Below are 14413 nucleotides of genomic sequence, written 5' to 3' on the forward strand. Positions count from 1 at the left end.
TCTGTGATCAGTCGGCCGGGGCTTTGGATTTCGGGTCTTTAGGCTCCAGCCCCGGCAGCGGCTGGTCTTTGGGCGGCGGCTGCGGCAGCTCGATCGGAGGCAGTGCAATCAGGCTGCCACTCCCGCTGACAGGCTTGGGCACGGCACGTGGCGTGATTTGCGGATAGGGCGTTGGCGTAGCAGTACCCGGTGAACCCGGTGTAGGCGTCACTGGCGCACTCGGAACGATGGTCGGTTCAACTGCATGGGCCGCACTTATCGAGAGCGCGCTCCACACAATGACCGTTAGAATAGTGCGTTTCATCAATCACTCCGTTGCCAGACCGGCTTGTCTGCCTTCAGGCTACTCGTAACCAGTTGTTTTTGTCCCCTTCTATGAGACTTCCATGAAACGTTTTGTTCTGCTCGACACCACCCCGATCCCTGAAAACGGCGGTGCCTTGTGCCTGTTCGAGTACGGCGAAGACTTCGTGATCAAAATTCAGGGCGGTGACGGCGGCCAGTTGATGAACACCCGCATGCACGGCTCCGAAGATGCACTGGCCGAAATCCCTTGCCGTAAAGTCGCCGGGCGCCCGCAATCGCGGGTGTTGATCGGTGGCCTGGGCATGGGTTTCACCCTGGCCTCGGCCCTCAAGCATTTGGGCAAGACCGCCGAAGTGGTGGTGGCCGAGCTGGTGCCTGGCGTCGTGGAATGGAACCGCGGCCCCCTGGGCGAGAAATCGGGCAACCCGCTGCAGGACCCGCGCACCGTTATCCGCATGGAAGACGTGGCCAAGGTGCTGCAAGCCGAGCCCAACGGCTTTGATGCGATCATGCTCGACGTCGACAACGGCCCCGAAGGCCTGACCCAAAAAGCCAACAGCTGGCTGTACTCGGCGGGTGGCTTGAGTGCCTGCGCCAAGGCCCTGCGGCCAAAAGGCGTGCTGGCGGTATGGTCAGCCAGTGCTGACAAACAGTTCTCGGACAAGCTGCGCAAAGCCGGCTTCAAAGCCGAAGAAGTCCAGGTATTCGCCCATGGCAACAAGGGCACCCGGCACACGATCTGGATTGCTGAAAAAATCAAAGGCTGATCAACAGCTAAACTTCACGACATAACCGTCATTCGTCCTAAAAGGTGAACCCATGAGTTCGGCCAACCCACCGTCCCACACTGCCAAGCTGGATCGCATCCTGGCCGATGCCCAGCGTGACCGCGAAATGGGCTATCGCGACAAAGCCCTGAAAATGTATCCCCACGTGTGTGGCCGCTGCGCCCGTGAGTTTGCCGGCAAGCGCCTGAGCGAACTGACTGTCCACCACCGCGATCACAACCACGACAACAACCCGCAAGACGGTTCCAACTGGGAGCTGTTGTGCCTGTACTGCCACGACAACGAACACTCGCGTTACACCGATCAACAGTACTTTTCGGAAAGCTCCACCAGCAGCCCGAAAATCGCCAAGGCGACCCACAACCCGTTTGCCGCGCTGGCCGGGCTGATGAAAAAAGACGAGTAGTGCCTGTGCGGGAGCTGGCTTGCCAGCGATGGCTGCGCCCCGGGATGACAGTCAAAACCGAGGGCTTGCAGCACTGGCAAGCCGGCTCCCGCAACAGACCACGTGCCCCCCGATCCACAGACAATGCCGGTATACTCGCGTCTTTTTTCTGAAGGGCAACGGCACGTGGCAAACAAACGGTACAGCTGCATTGGTTTGTATAACCCCAAATCACCGGAAAACGTCGGCTCGGTGATGCGTGCGGCTGGTTGCTACAACGTGGCGTCGGTGTTCTACACCGGAAAACGCTATGAACGCGCCCGCGACTTCGTCACCGACACCAAGAAAATCCATCAGGACATCCCCCTGATCGGTATCGACGACCTGAAAAAGATCATCCCGCTGGGCTGCATTCCCGTCGCTGTCGAAATGGTAGAGGGCGCCCGCTCCTTGCCGGAGTACACCCACCCGGACCGGGCGATCTATATTTTCGGCCCGGAAGACGGGTCGCTGGGTAAAGACGTGCTGGAGTGGTGCGAAGACGTTATTTACATCCCGACCACTGGCTGCATGAACCTTGCAGCCACGGTCAATGTGGTGCTTTACGACCGTTTGGCCAAGGGCAATAACACCCGCTCCGGGCCAAAGTTCGGCTAAGTCAGACCTTGCCCTTGTTCTGCTGGCTGGCACTCCAGTCCAGCAGCAGGCTGTAGGCGATAGCCAGCAAGGTAGGACCGATAAACAGACCGATAAAGCCGAATGCTATCAACCCGCCAAACACCCCGAGCAGGACGATCACCAGCGGCAGGTTGCCGCCCCGGCTGATCAGGTACGGCTTGAGTACGTTATCGACACCACTGATAACCAGCGTGCCCCAGATCCCGAGGAAAATCGCCATCCCGTAGTCACCCTTCCAGGCCAGCCAGGCGGTGGCCGGGATCCAGATCAGCGGTGGCCCCATGGGAATCAGACTGAGCAGAAAGGTTGCCAGGCCCAGCACCAGCGCACCCGGAACCCCGGCGATCAAAAAGCCTATGAGCGCCAGCAGCGCCTGAGCGGCCGCGGTGCCAATCACACCGTTGACTACACGCTGGACCGTGCCCGCCACCAATTCCTGGTAGTAGTCGGCACGGTCGCCGATCAGTCGTTCCAGCAGACGATGCACGAAGCTTGCCAGGCGCGGGCCGTCACGATAGAAAAAGAACACGAACACAATGCTCAATGTCAGTTCCAGGATGCCGCCGCCAATCTGCGCGCTGCGGGCCAATAGCCAGTTACCCACCTGCCCCAGATACGGTTTTACCGCCATGAGCATGGCTGCGCCCTGCTCATCGATGGTGTTCCAGAGCCCCACCAGGCGTTCGCCGACCAGCGGAATGCCGGCGAGCCAGGTCGGGGCCTCCGGCAAGCCTTCGAGCTGAACATCCTTGATCAAGGTGGTAGCGTCGCGCACATGGTCTGCCAGGTTGAACCCCAGCCATACCAGCGGCACTGCCACCAGCAGCATCCAGCCCAGGGTCAGGATGCCCGCAGCCAGCGACTCACGGCCCTTGAGCGCCCGTGTCAGCAGGCGCATCAGGGGCCAGCTGGCAAACGCCAGCACCGCGCCCCAGAACAAGGCCGACCAGAAAGGAGCCATCACCCACAGACTGGCACCGAACAACACCAGAAGCAGAATCTGCACCAGCAGGCGATCGTTATTGAGCATGTGTGTTCCGCAGAGAATTGAGATGAAAAGAGGGACGGCGATTACCTGGAGTGTAACCGCCGCTTACAAATTGTTAACGCAGTAATTCCACATGCAGCCCCTGGGTCTGGCTGTCGCCAAGCTCAATGCGCGCCGCCCGCACCCCGCTCTTGATCAGGGCATCACGCCAGGCCGCGGCCTGGTTTCCGGTCAAACTGACCCGGGAGGTAGTATCGAGATTCAATGCCCGGGATATCAACGTAAGCCACGGTGCATCGGGCTCACCGGTGAGGGTGGGCAAATCCAGCCTGCCGGTGCTTTTGAGCTGGCGCTGCAAGGTGGCCGAAGTGGGCAACAACTCGCCCAGATCGGCACTCGATTCAAGCTGCTCGACATGCAGGTAGGCTTTGCGCGACCCGCGATTGATGCTGTACAGCGCCACAAGCTGGTTCTGATCCGGAGCCGCACGGCGCAGCAACAGATAGGACTGTTGCTCGTCGGAGCCTACCAGCTTGGAGTTGCCAAATACTTCATTGGCCCAAAGGCTGCTTTCACCACAATCGCGCGCCTGACACCAGAACAGCAACTCGGCGCCCTTGGCCTGCAAGGCTTCACGGGCAGCAGTGAAGGCTTCATTGGCCGAGTGTTCAGCGGGCAGCTCATAGGTGATGGCGGTCGTCTGCCCACGGGCATTGACCTGGCCTTCAAATCGGAGACGGCCACTGATTTTGCGGATCGAACCCAGCGGATAGATGCGCTCGATATCAGGTTGCACGGTGTAATCGACAATTTGCGCATCTGCCAGCCTTGGCACATCTTGCAAATCATGACTGCCGGGCACATCGGCAGCCCACAGTAGCGGGCTCAGGCAGCTCAGGCCCACAGCCAGGAACAAACGATTGGGTAGCTTCATCGGCGTACTTCGCACAGACGCAGGGTGTGGTTCAGCATCCTCACGATAGAGACCGGATGGCCTTTCGGGGTCGCAGCGGTGTAGAGATCTATCATGGTTGTCTCCCTTTCATCCCGCCAAGCCTCGGCAGTTGACCGCCGCAAGTCAAGGAACGGAGAAGAACCGATTGAAACAGTCTGCAACAAGGACTGCCCCCGACTCGTCATTCAGGTGCAAATGATGGCCACCGGGTAACCGTTCCAGGTTGAAAGGTAGTTGATCCAGCAGCCCGGCATGACTGGCCAGCATGCCCTGTTCTGCCACCACCAGGGTCCCAGGACAATTCACCCGCCGGATGAAGGACATGGCCTGTTCATCGGTCAGACGCAATGGCGACGGCAAGGTCAGGCGACTGTCGCTACGCCAGCTATAACCACCGGGGACGGGCATCAGACCGCGCTGAGCGAGTAGTTCTGCCGCCTCGCGGCTAACCGCCACCATGCCCTTCATCCGCGCCTCAATGGCTCGTTCGAGCGTCGGATGCACCGACTTGCGCTTGTGCTGCAGATCAAGCTGCGCTTGCAGGGCCTGGCCCATGCGCTCAGCCGTACCCTCTACCGGGCCGTTGCGCAACATGATCCCGTCAATCAAGGCCAGGTGCGTGACGCGCTCGGGAAACGAACCCGCAATCACCACCGAAACTATCGCCCCCAACGAGTGCCCCAACAGGGCGAACCGTTCCCAACCCAGCTGCTCGGCCACGCACAGCACATCAAAGGCGTAATCGGCCAAGCTATAGCCCGCCCCGCGCGGGCGGTGATCTGAATGACCATGGCCGGCAAAGTCCAGTGCCGCGATGCGCAAGCCCGGCAGTTTTGGCGCCAGCCGGGCGAAGCTGTTGGCGTTGTCCAGCCAGCCGTGCAGGGCAATTACCGGCAGACCGTCCGGCGGGCCAGACATGTGCGCAGCCAGTTCAATATGCGGCAGGCTCAGACGTACTTCTTCAACCACAGGACTCATGGGACATGCTCTTCAAAGACTTGAGGTTAAGGGCGATGCGACGCCGTTGCGGCCATGAGCCGGACACTACGAAACTGCAACAGTCCCGGGCTCCCAGCGGGCAAAAATCTGTTTGAGCAGTACAGCGGTGTCTTGGGGCTGCTCCAGCGGGAACATGTGCCCGCCCGGTACGCTCAGTGACTCACCGTTGGGCATGCGCGCCACGGCCTTGGCATGATGGCTCATGACTACCCGGCTGTCGCGCCCACGCACGACCGTCAGCGGCACTTGCAACTGAAAGGCGCGCCCGGGGCTGGTGTGGGGGACGCCCCGGTAAATATTAATCTCGGTCGCCGGGTCGAAGCTCAGGCGCAAGCGATCGTCGACGGCCTGCAAACCGTGCTCCAGGTACGCTTCGAAACAGTCAGGATCAAAACTGCGAAACAGCGACTTGCCCGCAAAGTAGGCACGGGCGGTCTCGCGATCGGCGAACTCTTCACGCCGCCCCAAAGTACGTCCAGCCGGAGTCAGGCGATCAATCAAGCCAAAACGCTTGGCGGCGCGAATCACCCACCGGTCGGTAAGCGTCAGCACCGGCGAATCAAGCATGACCACGCCTTTGTATAAATGCGGACAACGGATTGCCGCATGCAGGTGCAACATCCCGCCCAAAGAGTGGCCAACGCCCAGTACCGGTCCGGCTTGCTGCTGCAGGTGGAAGATCAGCTCATCGACCAGGTTGTGCCAGTTGTCATCCACCGGAAAACGCGGGTCATGCCCGTGCTGTGGCAGGCATGCCACGTTGAAGTCCGGGGTCAGAGCATCGAACAACTTGCCATAGGTAGCAGAAGGGAAGCCGTTGGCATGGGCGAAAAAAATCTGCCTAGACATACAAGGCGTCCATAAGTAGAGAGTCCAGCTTATTGTCTGCAGGAAAAATACTCATATCAATGACCGTATGCGCCATGAGTGACGCCACTACGGCCATTATCTGAGCATTTGATCAGCGCACGGGCGGCGCTTCACCCAAGGGCACTACCGCGATGGTCAGGCGGGAAATGCAGCTGAACTTGCCGCTGTCGTCCGTCAGGCGGATATCCCACACATGGGTGGTACGGCCCATATGAACCGGGCGAGCCACCGCAGTCACACGCCCGCTGCGTACACCACGCAAGTGGTTGGCGTTGACCTCAAGACCGACGCAATAAAACTTTGAGGTGTCGACACACAAGAAACTGGCCATTGACCCCACCGTCTCGGCCAGCACTACCGAGGCGCCACCATGCAACAAGCCGAAAGGTTGATGGGTACGGTGATCCACCGCCATGCTGGCCGTGATCGACTCATCGTCGAAGGCGTCGAACGTAATGTCCAGCACGTCGCAAATAGTGTTTTTGCGCAGAGAGTTGAGCTTTGCAAGGTCCGGCGTGGTGGTCCACGAGATCATGGTTCATTCCTTGGGTCAGAGAGCATGGCTGGCCGGCTTGCCACAGCGCAGCCCCATGCAGGTTTTTTGTTTTGTACTCAGGGATGCCACAGGTTGCACAACGTCATGCTGCCCGCCAGCGGCCACTCACCCTCAAGTTCCGCCAGGCTGGCCGTATGCATTGGCTGCGGCTGGCGCATATGGCCATGCATTAACAGGCTGATCAGGTCACCCACAAAAGGCTGATGGGTAACCAGCAGCACATTGCCGCTATCGGGAAGCTGGCTCAGGGCCTGCCGTGGATCACTATCGGGAGTCAGCCACGGCACGCTGATGAGTTGCGGGGCGAAACCCAGGGCATTGCGTACCAGCTCAGCGGTTTGCTGAGCCCGAACGTACGGGCTTGCCAAAATGCTGTCCAGTGGCTGATCAAGCAACCGGGCAGCACTGTGCAAAACCTGTTCACGCCCTTTTACGGTCAGCTCGCGCTCGGCATCACGTCTTGCGTGGGGCTGGGCCTCACCATGGCGCAAGATCCAGATTTTCATGGCTTGGTCTCTGCGCCGCCAGTGGGCGCCACGTACGGAACCTCGCCTTCTGGCGCACGCGGGGCGGGCCAATCGGCAAACGGCCAGGGCTTTTGCTCGGTGTGAAAGCTGCCGAAGCGCCCGATTTGTGCGAGGTAAAGGCTCAGGCTATCGCCAAAGTTCATCAGCCCGGCGTTAGGTGCACCGTAAACCAGACGGTAAATCAGTTGCACCAGCACCAGCGCGCCAAGCACCAGTTGCGCGACCTGCCAGACCAGAAGAAAGACCAGCATCCAGAACACGCGCAACACAATGGACTCGTACTTGGGTGCATTTTTTGTATCGTTCATATGCTGCTCCTGTCGGGCTCAGTTGAAACCACTGGTGGAGATAAAGTCGACATCGGTTTTAGGCTCGGCGCGCATCAGCAGCTCAATTACCTGATTGAGGGTGCGGCCCTCAAACAGGATTGCATGCAAGCCTGCGACCAATGGCATATAAACATTCAACTCCTGCGCCTTGACCTTGAGCACCTTGAGCGTATTCACGCCTTCTGCCACTTCGCCCAGGCGGGTAACGGCCTCTTCCAGACTCAAACCCTGGCCCAGGGCAAACCCGACCTGATAGTTGCGGCTTTTGGGCGATGAGCAAGTGACGATCAAATCACCTACCCCGGCCAGTCCGAGAAAAGTCATGGGGTTGGCGCCCTGACTGACTGCAAAACGGGTCATTTCTGCCAGGGCACGGGTAATCAGCATGCTCTTGGTGTTTTCACCCATTTCCAGTGCCACGGCCATGCCGGCAATGATTGCGTACACGTTTTTCAACGCCCCGCCCAACTCCACGCCGAACCGGTCAGCACTGGCATAGACCCGAAATGTGCGGCCGTGCAAAGCCGCTTGTACCCGAGCGCAGAGCTCTTCGTCGGCACTGGCGACCACTGTGGCCGTCAATGCATGTTCGGCAACTTCACGGGCCAGATTGGGGCCGGACAGCACGCCGATTCTGGCTTGCGGAGCGATTTCCTCAAGAATCTCGCTCATCAGCTTGAAACTGTGAGCTTCAATGCCTTTGGTCAGGCTGACCAGCATTTTGCCGCTCAGGCGTTCGGCATGCTCTGCCAACACATTGCGCAAGGCGCTGGAGGGCAATGCCACAAAGCACAGTTCACAGGCTTCAAGCGTTGCCTGCAGGTCGGTGACCGGCTCAACCAGGGGGTGAATCTTGATGCCTTTAAGGTAGCGAGGGTTCTCGCGATTCAGGCGAATCGCCTCGGCTTGCTCCGGATCCCGCATCCACTGGCGCACTGGATGACCGTTTTCTGCCAGCAAGTTGGCCACGGCGGTGCCAAAACTCCCGCCTCCCAAGACCGCAATAGCGTGCTGTTCAGTCATATGCAATCCCGTCATCTATATAGCAGTGGCAATACCGGCATTATACGGAGCACATCCCTCAAGGCGAGACCTTGAACGATTGATTGCATGGAAAAGAGTCGGCGGCGACTGGAAAAGCGAAACAGCTCAGTTACCATGCCGCCTTGCGGTTCACACTCCAAGGCAACATTGCTGCGCACAAGAATGGCGACCTCAAGTCAGGGATGGCAGTACACATGGGCTATACCTCCAGTACCAAGGGCAAGACTGATGGAGCACCGCCCCCATGAGCGTTCGCAGTCGCTGGAACATACATACCCGCACGCAAATGATGAGCCTGGGCCCAGCGTTGCTCCTGACGTTGCTGTTAATCAGTCTTTTTACCTTTATTCGCATCCAGGACTTGCGCCAGGAGCTGAATCACACCGGCCAGTTGATTGCCAACCAGCTGGCGCCCGCCTCGGAGTACGGGATTTTATCCGGCAATACCGAGATGCTGAACAGCCAGGCAAAGGTCTCGCTGAACACGCCACATGTGCAATTTGTACAAGTGCAGGACCCTGCCAACAACATGCTGTTTCATGCCGAGCAACCGGCTTCCGGTGCGGAACGGGAATCACATGCCGAGATATTCCAGGCACCGGTTCGCATGCAGGGAAACGGCTCCGGTGATTACCTGGTCACCCACGACCTCCAGGCAACGCTGCCGAGGGAAGGCTATCCGGGCCGGGTACTGGTCGGTATTTCCAATGAGGCATTCGACAAGCGCCAGCAAGAAATCCTGCTCAAGGCATTGATCCTGGCGCTGTTTGCACTGGGTTTTACCTACCTGCTGGCCCGTCGCCTTGCAACCAACCTGTCCAGACCCATCATCGATATGAGCAATGCCGTCAAAGCCATTCAGCAAGGCGATTACAAAATGCATTTGCCTGTGGTCGACGACAGCGAACTGGGCAGTCTGGCCCGGCATATCAATAACCTTGCCGATGGCCTTGAAAAAGCCAGTCGCGAGCAGGAAGCAACCATCGCGCAACTGATTCAGACACGTGAAGAGGCTGAACGGGCCAACCGCGCAAAAACAGATTTCCTGGCGATGATGAGCCACGAGCTACGCACCCCGATGAATGGCGTACTGGGGATGCTGCAATTACTGGAAACCACTGAGATGACGCCCGAGCAGATCGAGTATGCGGCTCTGGCCTCGGAGTCTACCGAGCACTTGCTCAAGGTGATCAACGACATCCTCGACTTCTCGAGAATTGAGCGCTCGATTCTTGACCTCGAACGCATCCCCTTCAATCTGGCCGAACTGGTCAGCAACTGCGCCCAGGCTTTTCAGCACAATGCCGGACAGCGCGGGTTGCTGTTGCAGCTGTCGATCCCTGATGGCTTGCAGGACTTGCACGTACTCGGCGATCCGACCCGCATCCGGCAGATTCTGGTCAACTTGATTGGCAACGCCTTGAAGTTTACCGAGTATGGGCAAGTCAGCATCGAGCCGCTCTGGCAGCCCCTGGACCATGAACTTATCTGGTTCACCTGCACCGTACGCGACAGCGGTATCGGGATCAGCAGCGACAAGCTGGACTCGATGTTTAATGCCTTCCAGCAAGCCGACAGCTCGATTTCACGTCGTTATGGCGGCACCGGACTGGGGTTGCCCATTGCCCGCACGCTGGCTGAACGCATGGGCGGCACGCTGCATGCCAAGAGCGAAGAATCCCTCGGCTCGGTATTTACCCTGGAGATCCCGCTGGAACTGCACCATCCCGTTCCCCAGCAGCACCAACCGGAGTTGGCGACTGAACCGATGCGTACCAAGGGCCGAAAAATCCTGCTGGTGGAAGATAACCGGGTCAATCAGACGGTCATTGAGGCCGTGTTGAGGAACCTGGGGTATGAGGTGAGCGTAGTCAGTGACGGTGCACAGGCGATTCACCATGCCAACACCGAGAACTACGCGGCCATTTTGATGGACTGCCGGCTACCGATCATTGACGGCTATGAAGCTACCCGGCAAATCCGCCAGTTATCAGGCTGCACCACGGTGCCCATCATTGCCCTGACAGCCAACGCCCTGCAGGGGGACAGGGAAAATTGTCTGCAAGCGGGAATGAACGATTACCTCGCCAAACCATTCAAACGCACTGACCTGGAGCAAATTCTGCAGCGCTGGGTGCAGTAACCTGTAATCAGGGGCTGTTCCGGTTTCCCGGGGACGGCGCTGCCCGCAGCCCCTGCGCAGTGACCAAAGCACTCTGGCCGCGGCAACATCCCGGCCCGACGAAACCTGAACAGGGCTTGTAGAACCACCTGCGACTGGCGTTAAAGGCAAAAGTGCGGCAGTCTTAGACACCCGAATGGGCCCCTGAACCGGCCTGATTTAAATTTTCAGTGCACAAGTGTACATTCTTGCCCTTTGCGCTGTGACTTTCACTACAACGCAATAGTCTATGTGTAGGCTGGCGAACTGGAACGCGAACGTTCCGGTTGGTCGGGAAGATTTGCCCCACCCTGCCGCATGGGATTATTGAGGAGCTCGCATGACCAAACAAAACGCCTTTACTCGGGAAGATTTGCTGCGCTGTAGCCGCGGCGAGCTATTCGGCCCAGGTAACGCGCAACTGCCCGCCCCGAACATGCTGATGGTGGATCGCATCACCCATATCAGCGAAGAGGGTGGCAAGTACGGCAAAGGTGAATTGGTCGCCGAGCTGGATATCACCCCTGACCTGTGGTTCTTTGCCTGTCACTTCGAAGGTGATCCGGTGATGCCGGGCTGCCTGGGCCTCGACGCCATGTGGCAGCTGGTTGGCTTTTTCCTGGGCTGGCAAGGCTTGCCGGGCCGCGGCCGTGCCCTGGGTTCGGGCGAAGTGAAGTTCTTCGGTCAGGTATTGCCGACCGCCAAGAAGATCACTTACAACATTCAGATCAAACGTGTCCTTCGCGGCAAGCTGAACCTGGCAATTGCCGATGGTTCCGTCAGCGTCGACGGTCGCGAGATTTACACCGCCGAAGGCCTTCGGGTCGGCGTTTTTACTTCCACTGAAAACTTCTAAGGGTTATCCGCATGCGCCGCGTCGTTATCACTGGTCTGGGCATCGTTTCGTGCTTGGGCAATGACAAAGAGACCGTCTCCGCTAACCTGCGTGCAAGTCGCCCTGGCATCCGATTCAACCCGGAATATGCCGAAATGGGTCTGCGTAGCCAGGTTTCCGGCTCCATCGACCTGCCTCTTGAAGAGCTGATCGATCGCAAGATCTATCGCTTCGTCGGCCACGCGGCGGCTTACGCCTACCTGGCCATGAAAGACGCCATCACCGATTCCGGTCTGACCGAGGAGCAAGTCTCCAACCCGCGTACCGGCCTGATCGCCGGCTCCGGCGGCGCGTCGACCTTGAACCAGATGGAAGCGCTGGACATCCTGCGCGAAAAAGGCGTCAAGCGTGTAGGTCCTTACCGCGTTACGCGGACCATGGGCAGCACCGTTTCCGCCTGCCTGGCGACCCCGTTCAAGATCAAGGGCGTGAACTACTCGATCTCCTCTGCCTGCGCCACCAGTGCCCACTGCATCGGTACCGCAGTAGAGCAGATCCAGCTGGGCAAGCAGGACATCGTATTTGCTGGCGGCGGTGAAGAAGAACATTGGAGCCAGTCGTTCCTGTTCGACGCCATGGGCGCCTTGTCCACTCAATACAACGACACGCCAGAGAAAGCATCTCGCGCCTACGACAAGAACCGTGACGGTTTTGTCATTGCAGGCGGCGGCGGCATGGTTGTGGTTGAAGAGCTGGAACACGCCCTGGCCCGTGGCGCCAAGATCTACGCCGAAATCGTCGGCTACGGCGCGACCTCCGACGGCTATGACATGGTTGCCCCAAGCGGCGAAGGCGCCATCCGCTGCATGCAGATGGCAATGGCTACCGTTGACGGCCCAATCGACTACCTCAACACCCATGGCACCTCTACTCCGGTAGGCGACGCCAAGGAAATGGAAGGTGTTCGTGCGGTGTTCGGCGACAAGGCTCCAGCCATCAGCTCCACCAAAAGCCTGTCGGGTCACTCCCTGGGCGCCGCAGGCGTTCACGAAGCGATCTACTGCCTGCTGATGATGGAAGGCAACTTCATTGCCGGCTCTGCCAACATCGAAGAGCTGGACCCGGTTGTCGCCGACATGCCGATCCTGACCAAGACCCGCGAAGACGTCACGCTGAACAACGTGATGAGCAACAGCTTCGGCTTCGGTGGCACTAACGCCACTCTGGTTCTGAAGCGCTGGACTGGCAAATAAGCCTTCCGCTCGCGAAATGAAAAATGCCCCGACCGGTTCGGGGCATTTTTTTGTCCGGAATAATCTGGCGAAAGTTGCTCCGGCGACACTGACTTACAAGCAAACGCCAGCAGTCCCTAGCGCTTTTTCGGCAACACCGACAGGAAATTATCCCTGGCCACCTTGCGCGCAACGCTTTCAGGCAAGGCATCCAGAAACGGATCAAAACTGCGTAACTCTTGCCCCACTTTGTCGAAACGCCCCACCACATCGGATCCCAGCATAAAACGCTCCGGGAAGCGTTCTACAATCGCGACCCACTCAGGCCTGGCCTTGCCCTGCTCATCCAGCAGATACGGCGTGAGCATGCTCCAGGACAGGTCCACGTAGAGATTGCGATGCTGGGCCAGAAGTCGTGTCAGTTCGGGTAACAGAAAGGGCATCCGGGTCTGGTGCCTATGGATTTCGACGCTGCTGCCTGCATGGGCCCAGATAAACCGGGTATCCGGGAACTGCGCCAGCGGCTCTTCAATTTCGGCCAGATACAGCGGGTTCCTTTCCCGTTTCGAAGTGATGTTGGAGTGCAACAGAACTGGCAGATCCTGCTCCCCTGCCAATTTGTAGACCTTGGACATGGCCTCGTTATTGGCCCGCGGTGTGTCCCCGGAGATGAGCGCCGTCAGGTCGTCATGGCGGGTGAAAACCTCGCCAATGCCTTGCCACAAACCGGGGTTGAGGTCGAGCATGCGCTGAATGTGCTCGGCAGAATTTTTGTCATTGGGATTAAAACCGGACAGGAACGGATGAAAGTGCTCACGCTGTGCTGCTGTCAGCTTGTTGACGGCTGCAGCCACCCACACATCGGTCGCGCTATACCAATAGGCATCAGCGTCATCGCCAGCGTAGTAACGCGGGCGCTTGGGTTCGTCTTCATGCCATTTTTTGGCCACGGGGATTCCGGAAATCATCACGTGGTCGATTCGATTGCTGGCCATTTCCTGAAGCAATGCGTCCATTCCGGCGGTTTCCTGGAAGAAATCGACGTAATGTAAATGTGCATCGCTGTAGGCATAGTCGCGGGCCTGCACCCACATGCTGGTCGTCGCAAGGGCCCAGGCCACAACGTAGTGTCTTATTCGCAACCTGAATCTCCTCTCTGTTGACTCCAATAGACCCGCCAGCCTGTTCAAGGGTTCAGCCTGTGATCAAAGTGAACGCATAACGCCCGGCATGTTCTATAAAGATCAGGACCTTTATCACTGCCAATCTGAGGTTTGCCATGACTGTTACCGTTAATACCGAGTCCCACGAAGGCTTTCGTCACAGCATTAAAATCGACGATCACGAAGTGTTCACCGATTTGCCCAAAGCAATGGGCGGCGAAAGTTCAGCGCCCTCGCCCCATGATTATTTCGATGCCGCCCTCGGTGCCTGCAAGGCGCTGACGCTCAAGCTCTATGCGCAAAAGAAAGATATTCCGCTGACTGGCGTCACGGTCGAGATCAAACACGACGCCAGCGAAGAGCAGCTCGGCAAATACGCACTGCACGTCAAACTGACGCTCAAGGGCGTACTCACCGACGCCCAGCGCCAGGAGCTGCACCGGGTGGCCGACAAGTGCCCGATCCACAAGCTGATGACCACTGCAGACGTCACCATCGAGACTCACTTGTCTGAAGGTGCTTTCAGCCAGTAACGTCTCGGGAGTACGGGGGCACATGACAGCGTTGGGTTATGCTCAACGCTTCTCCATTGCCGGG

At 58.5% G+C, this 14413-nt stretch carries 17 protein-coding genes; 7 read left to right on the forward strand and 10 right to left on the reverse strand.

Annotated elements, in window-relative coordinates; all coding sequences use genetic code 11:
- Nucleotides 1–7 precede the first annotated feature (7 nt).
- On the reverse strand, nt 8–304 hold the full coding sequence (locus tag JQ848_RS15480; protein WP_202210916.1) for a hypothetical protein: 297 nt from the start codon (nt 302–304) through the stop codon (nt 8–10).
- 82 nt (nt 305–386) lie between these two features.
- Here JQ848_RS15480 and JQ848_RS15485 point away from each other — a divergent pair, with 82 nt between their 5' ends.
- From JQ848_RS15485 to JQ848_RS15495, 3 genes are all read left to right on the forward strand, one after another.
- Complete coding sequence (locus JQ848_RS15485) at nt 387–1073, forward strand: spermidine synthase (protein ID WP_010656469.1); 687 nt, start codon at nt 387–389, stop codon at nt 1071–1073.
- A gap of 52 nt (nt 1074–1125) precedes the next feature.
- A complete protein-coding gene (locus JQ848_RS15490) occupies nt 1126–1500 on the forward strand; it encodes a YajD family HNH nuclease (protein WP_003441620.1) in 375 nt (124 codons plus the stop codon).
- A gap of 165 nt (nt 1501–1665) precedes the next feature.
- Complete coding sequence (locus JQ848_RS15495; protein ID WP_003441617.1) at nt 1666–2136, forward strand: RNA methyltransferase; 471 nt, start codon at nt 1666–1668, stop codon at nt 2134–2136.
- Nucleotide 2137: 1 nt separating this feature from the next.
- Here JQ848_RS15495 and JQ848_RS15500 read toward each other — a convergent pair whose 3' ends face one another.
- The 8 genes from JQ848_RS15500 to JQ848_RS15535 form a co-directional block, all read right to left on the reverse strand.
- Nucleotides 2138–3187, reverse strand: a complete 1050-nt coding sequence (locus JQ848_RS15500; RefSeq protein ID WP_003441615.1) for an AI-2E family transporter — start codon at nt 3185–3187, stop codon at nt 2138–2140.
- Between the two features lie 73 nt (nt 3188–3260).
- Nucleotides 3261–4079, reverse strand: a complete 819-nt coding sequence (locus tag JQ848_RS15505) for a DUF4892 domain-containing protein (RefSeq protein WP_003441613.1) — start codon at nt 4077–4079, stop codon at nt 3261–3263.
- Nucleotides 4080–4223: 144 nt separating this feature from the next.
- Nucleotides 4224–5078 carry an alpha/beta hydrolase gene (locus tag JQ848_RS15510; RefSeq protein WP_160628137.1) on the reverse strand — a complete coding sequence of 285 codons (855 nt, stop codon included), beginning with the start codon at nt 5076–5078 and terminating at the stop codon, nt 4224–4226.
- 66 nt (nt 5079–5144) lie between these two features.
- Complete coding sequence (locus JQ848_RS15515; protein WP_202210917.1) at nt 5145–5948, reverse strand: alpha/beta fold hydrolase; 804 nt, start codon at nt 5946–5948, stop codon at nt 5145–5147.
- Nucleotides 5949–6060: 112 nt separating this feature from the next.
- Nucleotides 6061–6504: a hotdog fold thioesterase gene (locus JQ848_RS15520; protein ID WP_003441605.1), complete on the reverse strand. Its 444-nt coding sequence runs from the start codon at nt 6502–6504 to the stop codon at nt 6061–6063.
- 77 nt (nt 6505–6581) lie between these two features.
- Nucleotides 6582–7031, reverse strand: coding sequence for a phosphohistidine phosphatase SixA (sixA, locus tag JQ848_RS15525; RefSeq protein WP_010656471.1), 450 nt, complete (start codon nt 7029–7031; stop codon nt 6582–6584).
- A complete protein-coding gene (locus JQ848_RS15530) occupies nt 7028–7360 on the reverse strand; it encodes a DUF4389 domain-containing protein (RefSeq protein ID WP_202210918.1) in 333 nt (110 codons plus the stop codon). The genes sixA and JQ848_RS15530 overlap by 4 nt, the downstream gene beginning before the upstream one ends.
- Nucleotides 7361–7378: 18 nt before the next feature.
- On the reverse strand, nt 7379–8404 hold the full coding sequence (locus tag JQ848_RS15535) for an NAD(P)H-dependent glycerol-3-phosphate dehydrogenase (RefSeq protein WP_003441594.1): 1026 nt from the start codon (nt 8402–8404) through the stop codon (nt 7379–7381).
- Between the two features lie 265 nt (nt 8405–8669).
- On the opposite strand from JQ848_RS15535, the gene JQ848_RS15540 reads away from it, so the two are divergent.
- The 3 genes from JQ848_RS15540 (at nt 8670) to fabB (ending at nt 12674) form a co-directional block, all read left to right on the forward strand.
- Nucleotides 8670–10568, forward strand: a complete 1899-nt coding sequence (locus JQ848_RS15540; RefSeq protein ID WP_202210919.1) for a response regulator — start codon at nt 8670–8672, stop codon at nt 10566–10568.
- Nucleotides 10569–10926: 358 nt separating this feature from the next.
- Nucleotides 10927–11442, forward strand: a complete 516-nt coding sequence (gene fabA, locus JQ848_RS15545; protein ID WP_003441588.1) for a 3-hydroxyacyl-[acyl-carrier-protein] dehydratase FabA — start codon at nt 10927–10929, stop codon at nt 11440–11442.
- Nucleotides 11443–11453: 11 nt separating this feature from the next.
- On the forward strand, nt 11454–12674 hold the full coding sequence (fabB, locus tag JQ848_RS15550) for a beta-ketoacyl-ACP synthase I (protein WP_003441586.1): 1221 nt from the start codon (nt 11454–11456) through the stop codon (nt 12672–12674).
- 116 nt (nt 12675–12790) lie between these two features.
- Here fabB and JQ848_RS15555 read toward each other — a convergent pair whose 3' ends face one another.
- Nucleotides 12791–13747 (reverse strand): amidohydrolase family protein, encoded by a 957-nt coding sequence (locus JQ848_RS15555; protein ID WP_202211308.1) that lies wholly within the window; start codon nt 13745–13747, stop codon nt 12791–12793.
- Between the two features lie 185 nt (nt 13748–13932).
- Between JQ848_RS15555 and JQ848_RS15560 the strand changes: the two genes are divergently transcribed.
- Complete coding sequence (locus tag JQ848_RS15560) at nt 13933–14349, forward strand: OsmC family protein (protein ID WP_003441577.1); 417 nt, start codon at nt 13933–13935, stop codon at nt 14347–14349.
- Nucleotides 14350–14413: the final 64 nt, after the last annotated feature.

The organism is Pseudomonas paraversuta (assembly GCF_904067025.1).
Lineage (GTDB): Bacteria > Pseudomonadota > Gammaproteobacteria > Pseudomonadales > Pseudomonadaceae > Aquipseudomonas > Aquipseudomonas paraversuta.

Bases quoted from the DNA above. Each gene is read 5' to 3' on its own strand.
- JQ848_RS15530 (WP_202210918.1), bottom strand. From the start codon at position 7,360: ATGAACGATACAAAAAATGCACCCAAGTACGAGTCCATTGTGTTGCGC.
- JQ848_RS15480 (WP_202210916.1), bottom strand. From the start codon at position 304: ATGAAACGCACTATTCTAACGGTCATTGTGTGGAGCGCGCTCTCGATA.
- JQ848_RS15485 (WP_010656469.1), top strand. From the start codon at position 387: ATGAAACGTTTTGTTCTGCTCGACACCACCCCGATCCCTGAAAACGGC.
- JQ848_RS15555 (WP_202211308.1), bottom strand. From the start codon at position 13,747: ATGTGGGTGCAGGCCCGCGACTATGCCTACAGCGATGCACATTTACAT.
- fabB (WP_003441586.1), top strand. From the start codon at position 11,454: ATGCGCCGCGTCGTTATCACTGGTCTGGGCATCGTTTCGTGCTTGGGC.
- JQ848_RS15505 (WP_003441613.1), bottom strand. From the start codon at position 4,079: ATGAAGCTACCCAATCGTTTGTTCCTGGCTGTGGGCCTGAGCTGCCTG.
- JQ848_RS15515 (WP_202210917.1), bottom strand. From the start codon at position 5,948: ATGTCTAGGCAGATTTTTTTCGCCCATGCCAACGGCTTCCCTTCTGCT.
- fabA (WP_003441588.1), top strand. From the start codon at position 10,927: ATGACCAAACAAAACGCCTTTACTCGGGAAGATTTGCTGCGCTGTAGC.
- JQ848_RS15490 (WP_003441620.1), top strand. From the start codon at position 1,126: ATGAGTTCGGCCAACCCACCGTCCCACACTGCCAAGCTGGATCGCATC.
- sixA (WP_010656471.1), bottom strand. From the start codon at position 7,031: ATGAAAATCTGGATCTTGCGCCATGGTGAGGCCCAGCCCCACGCAAGA.
- JQ848_RS15535 (WP_003441594.1), bottom strand. From the start codon at position 8,404: ATGACTGAACAGCACGCTATTGCGGTCTTGGGAGGCGGGAGTTTTGGC.
- JQ848_RS15520 (WP_003441605.1), bottom strand. From the start codon at position 6,504: ATGATCTCGTGGACCACCACGCCGGACCTTGCAAAGCTCAACTCTCTG.
- JQ848_RS15510 (WP_160628137.1), bottom strand. From the start codon at position 5,078: ATGAGTCCTGTGGTTGAAGAAGTACGTCTGAGCCTGCCGCATATTGAA.
- JQ848_RS15560 (WP_003441577.1), top strand. From the start codon at position 13,933: ATGACTGTTACCGTTAATACCGAGTCCCACGAAGGCTTTCGTCACAGC.
- JQ848_RS15540 (WP_202210919.1), top strand. From the start codon at position 8,670: ATGAGCGTTCGCAGTCGCTGGAACATACATACCCGCACGCAAATGATG.
- JQ848_RS15500 (WP_003441615.1), bottom strand. From the start codon at position 3,187: ATGCTCAATAACGATCGCCTGCTGGTGCAGATTCTGCTTCTGGTGTTG.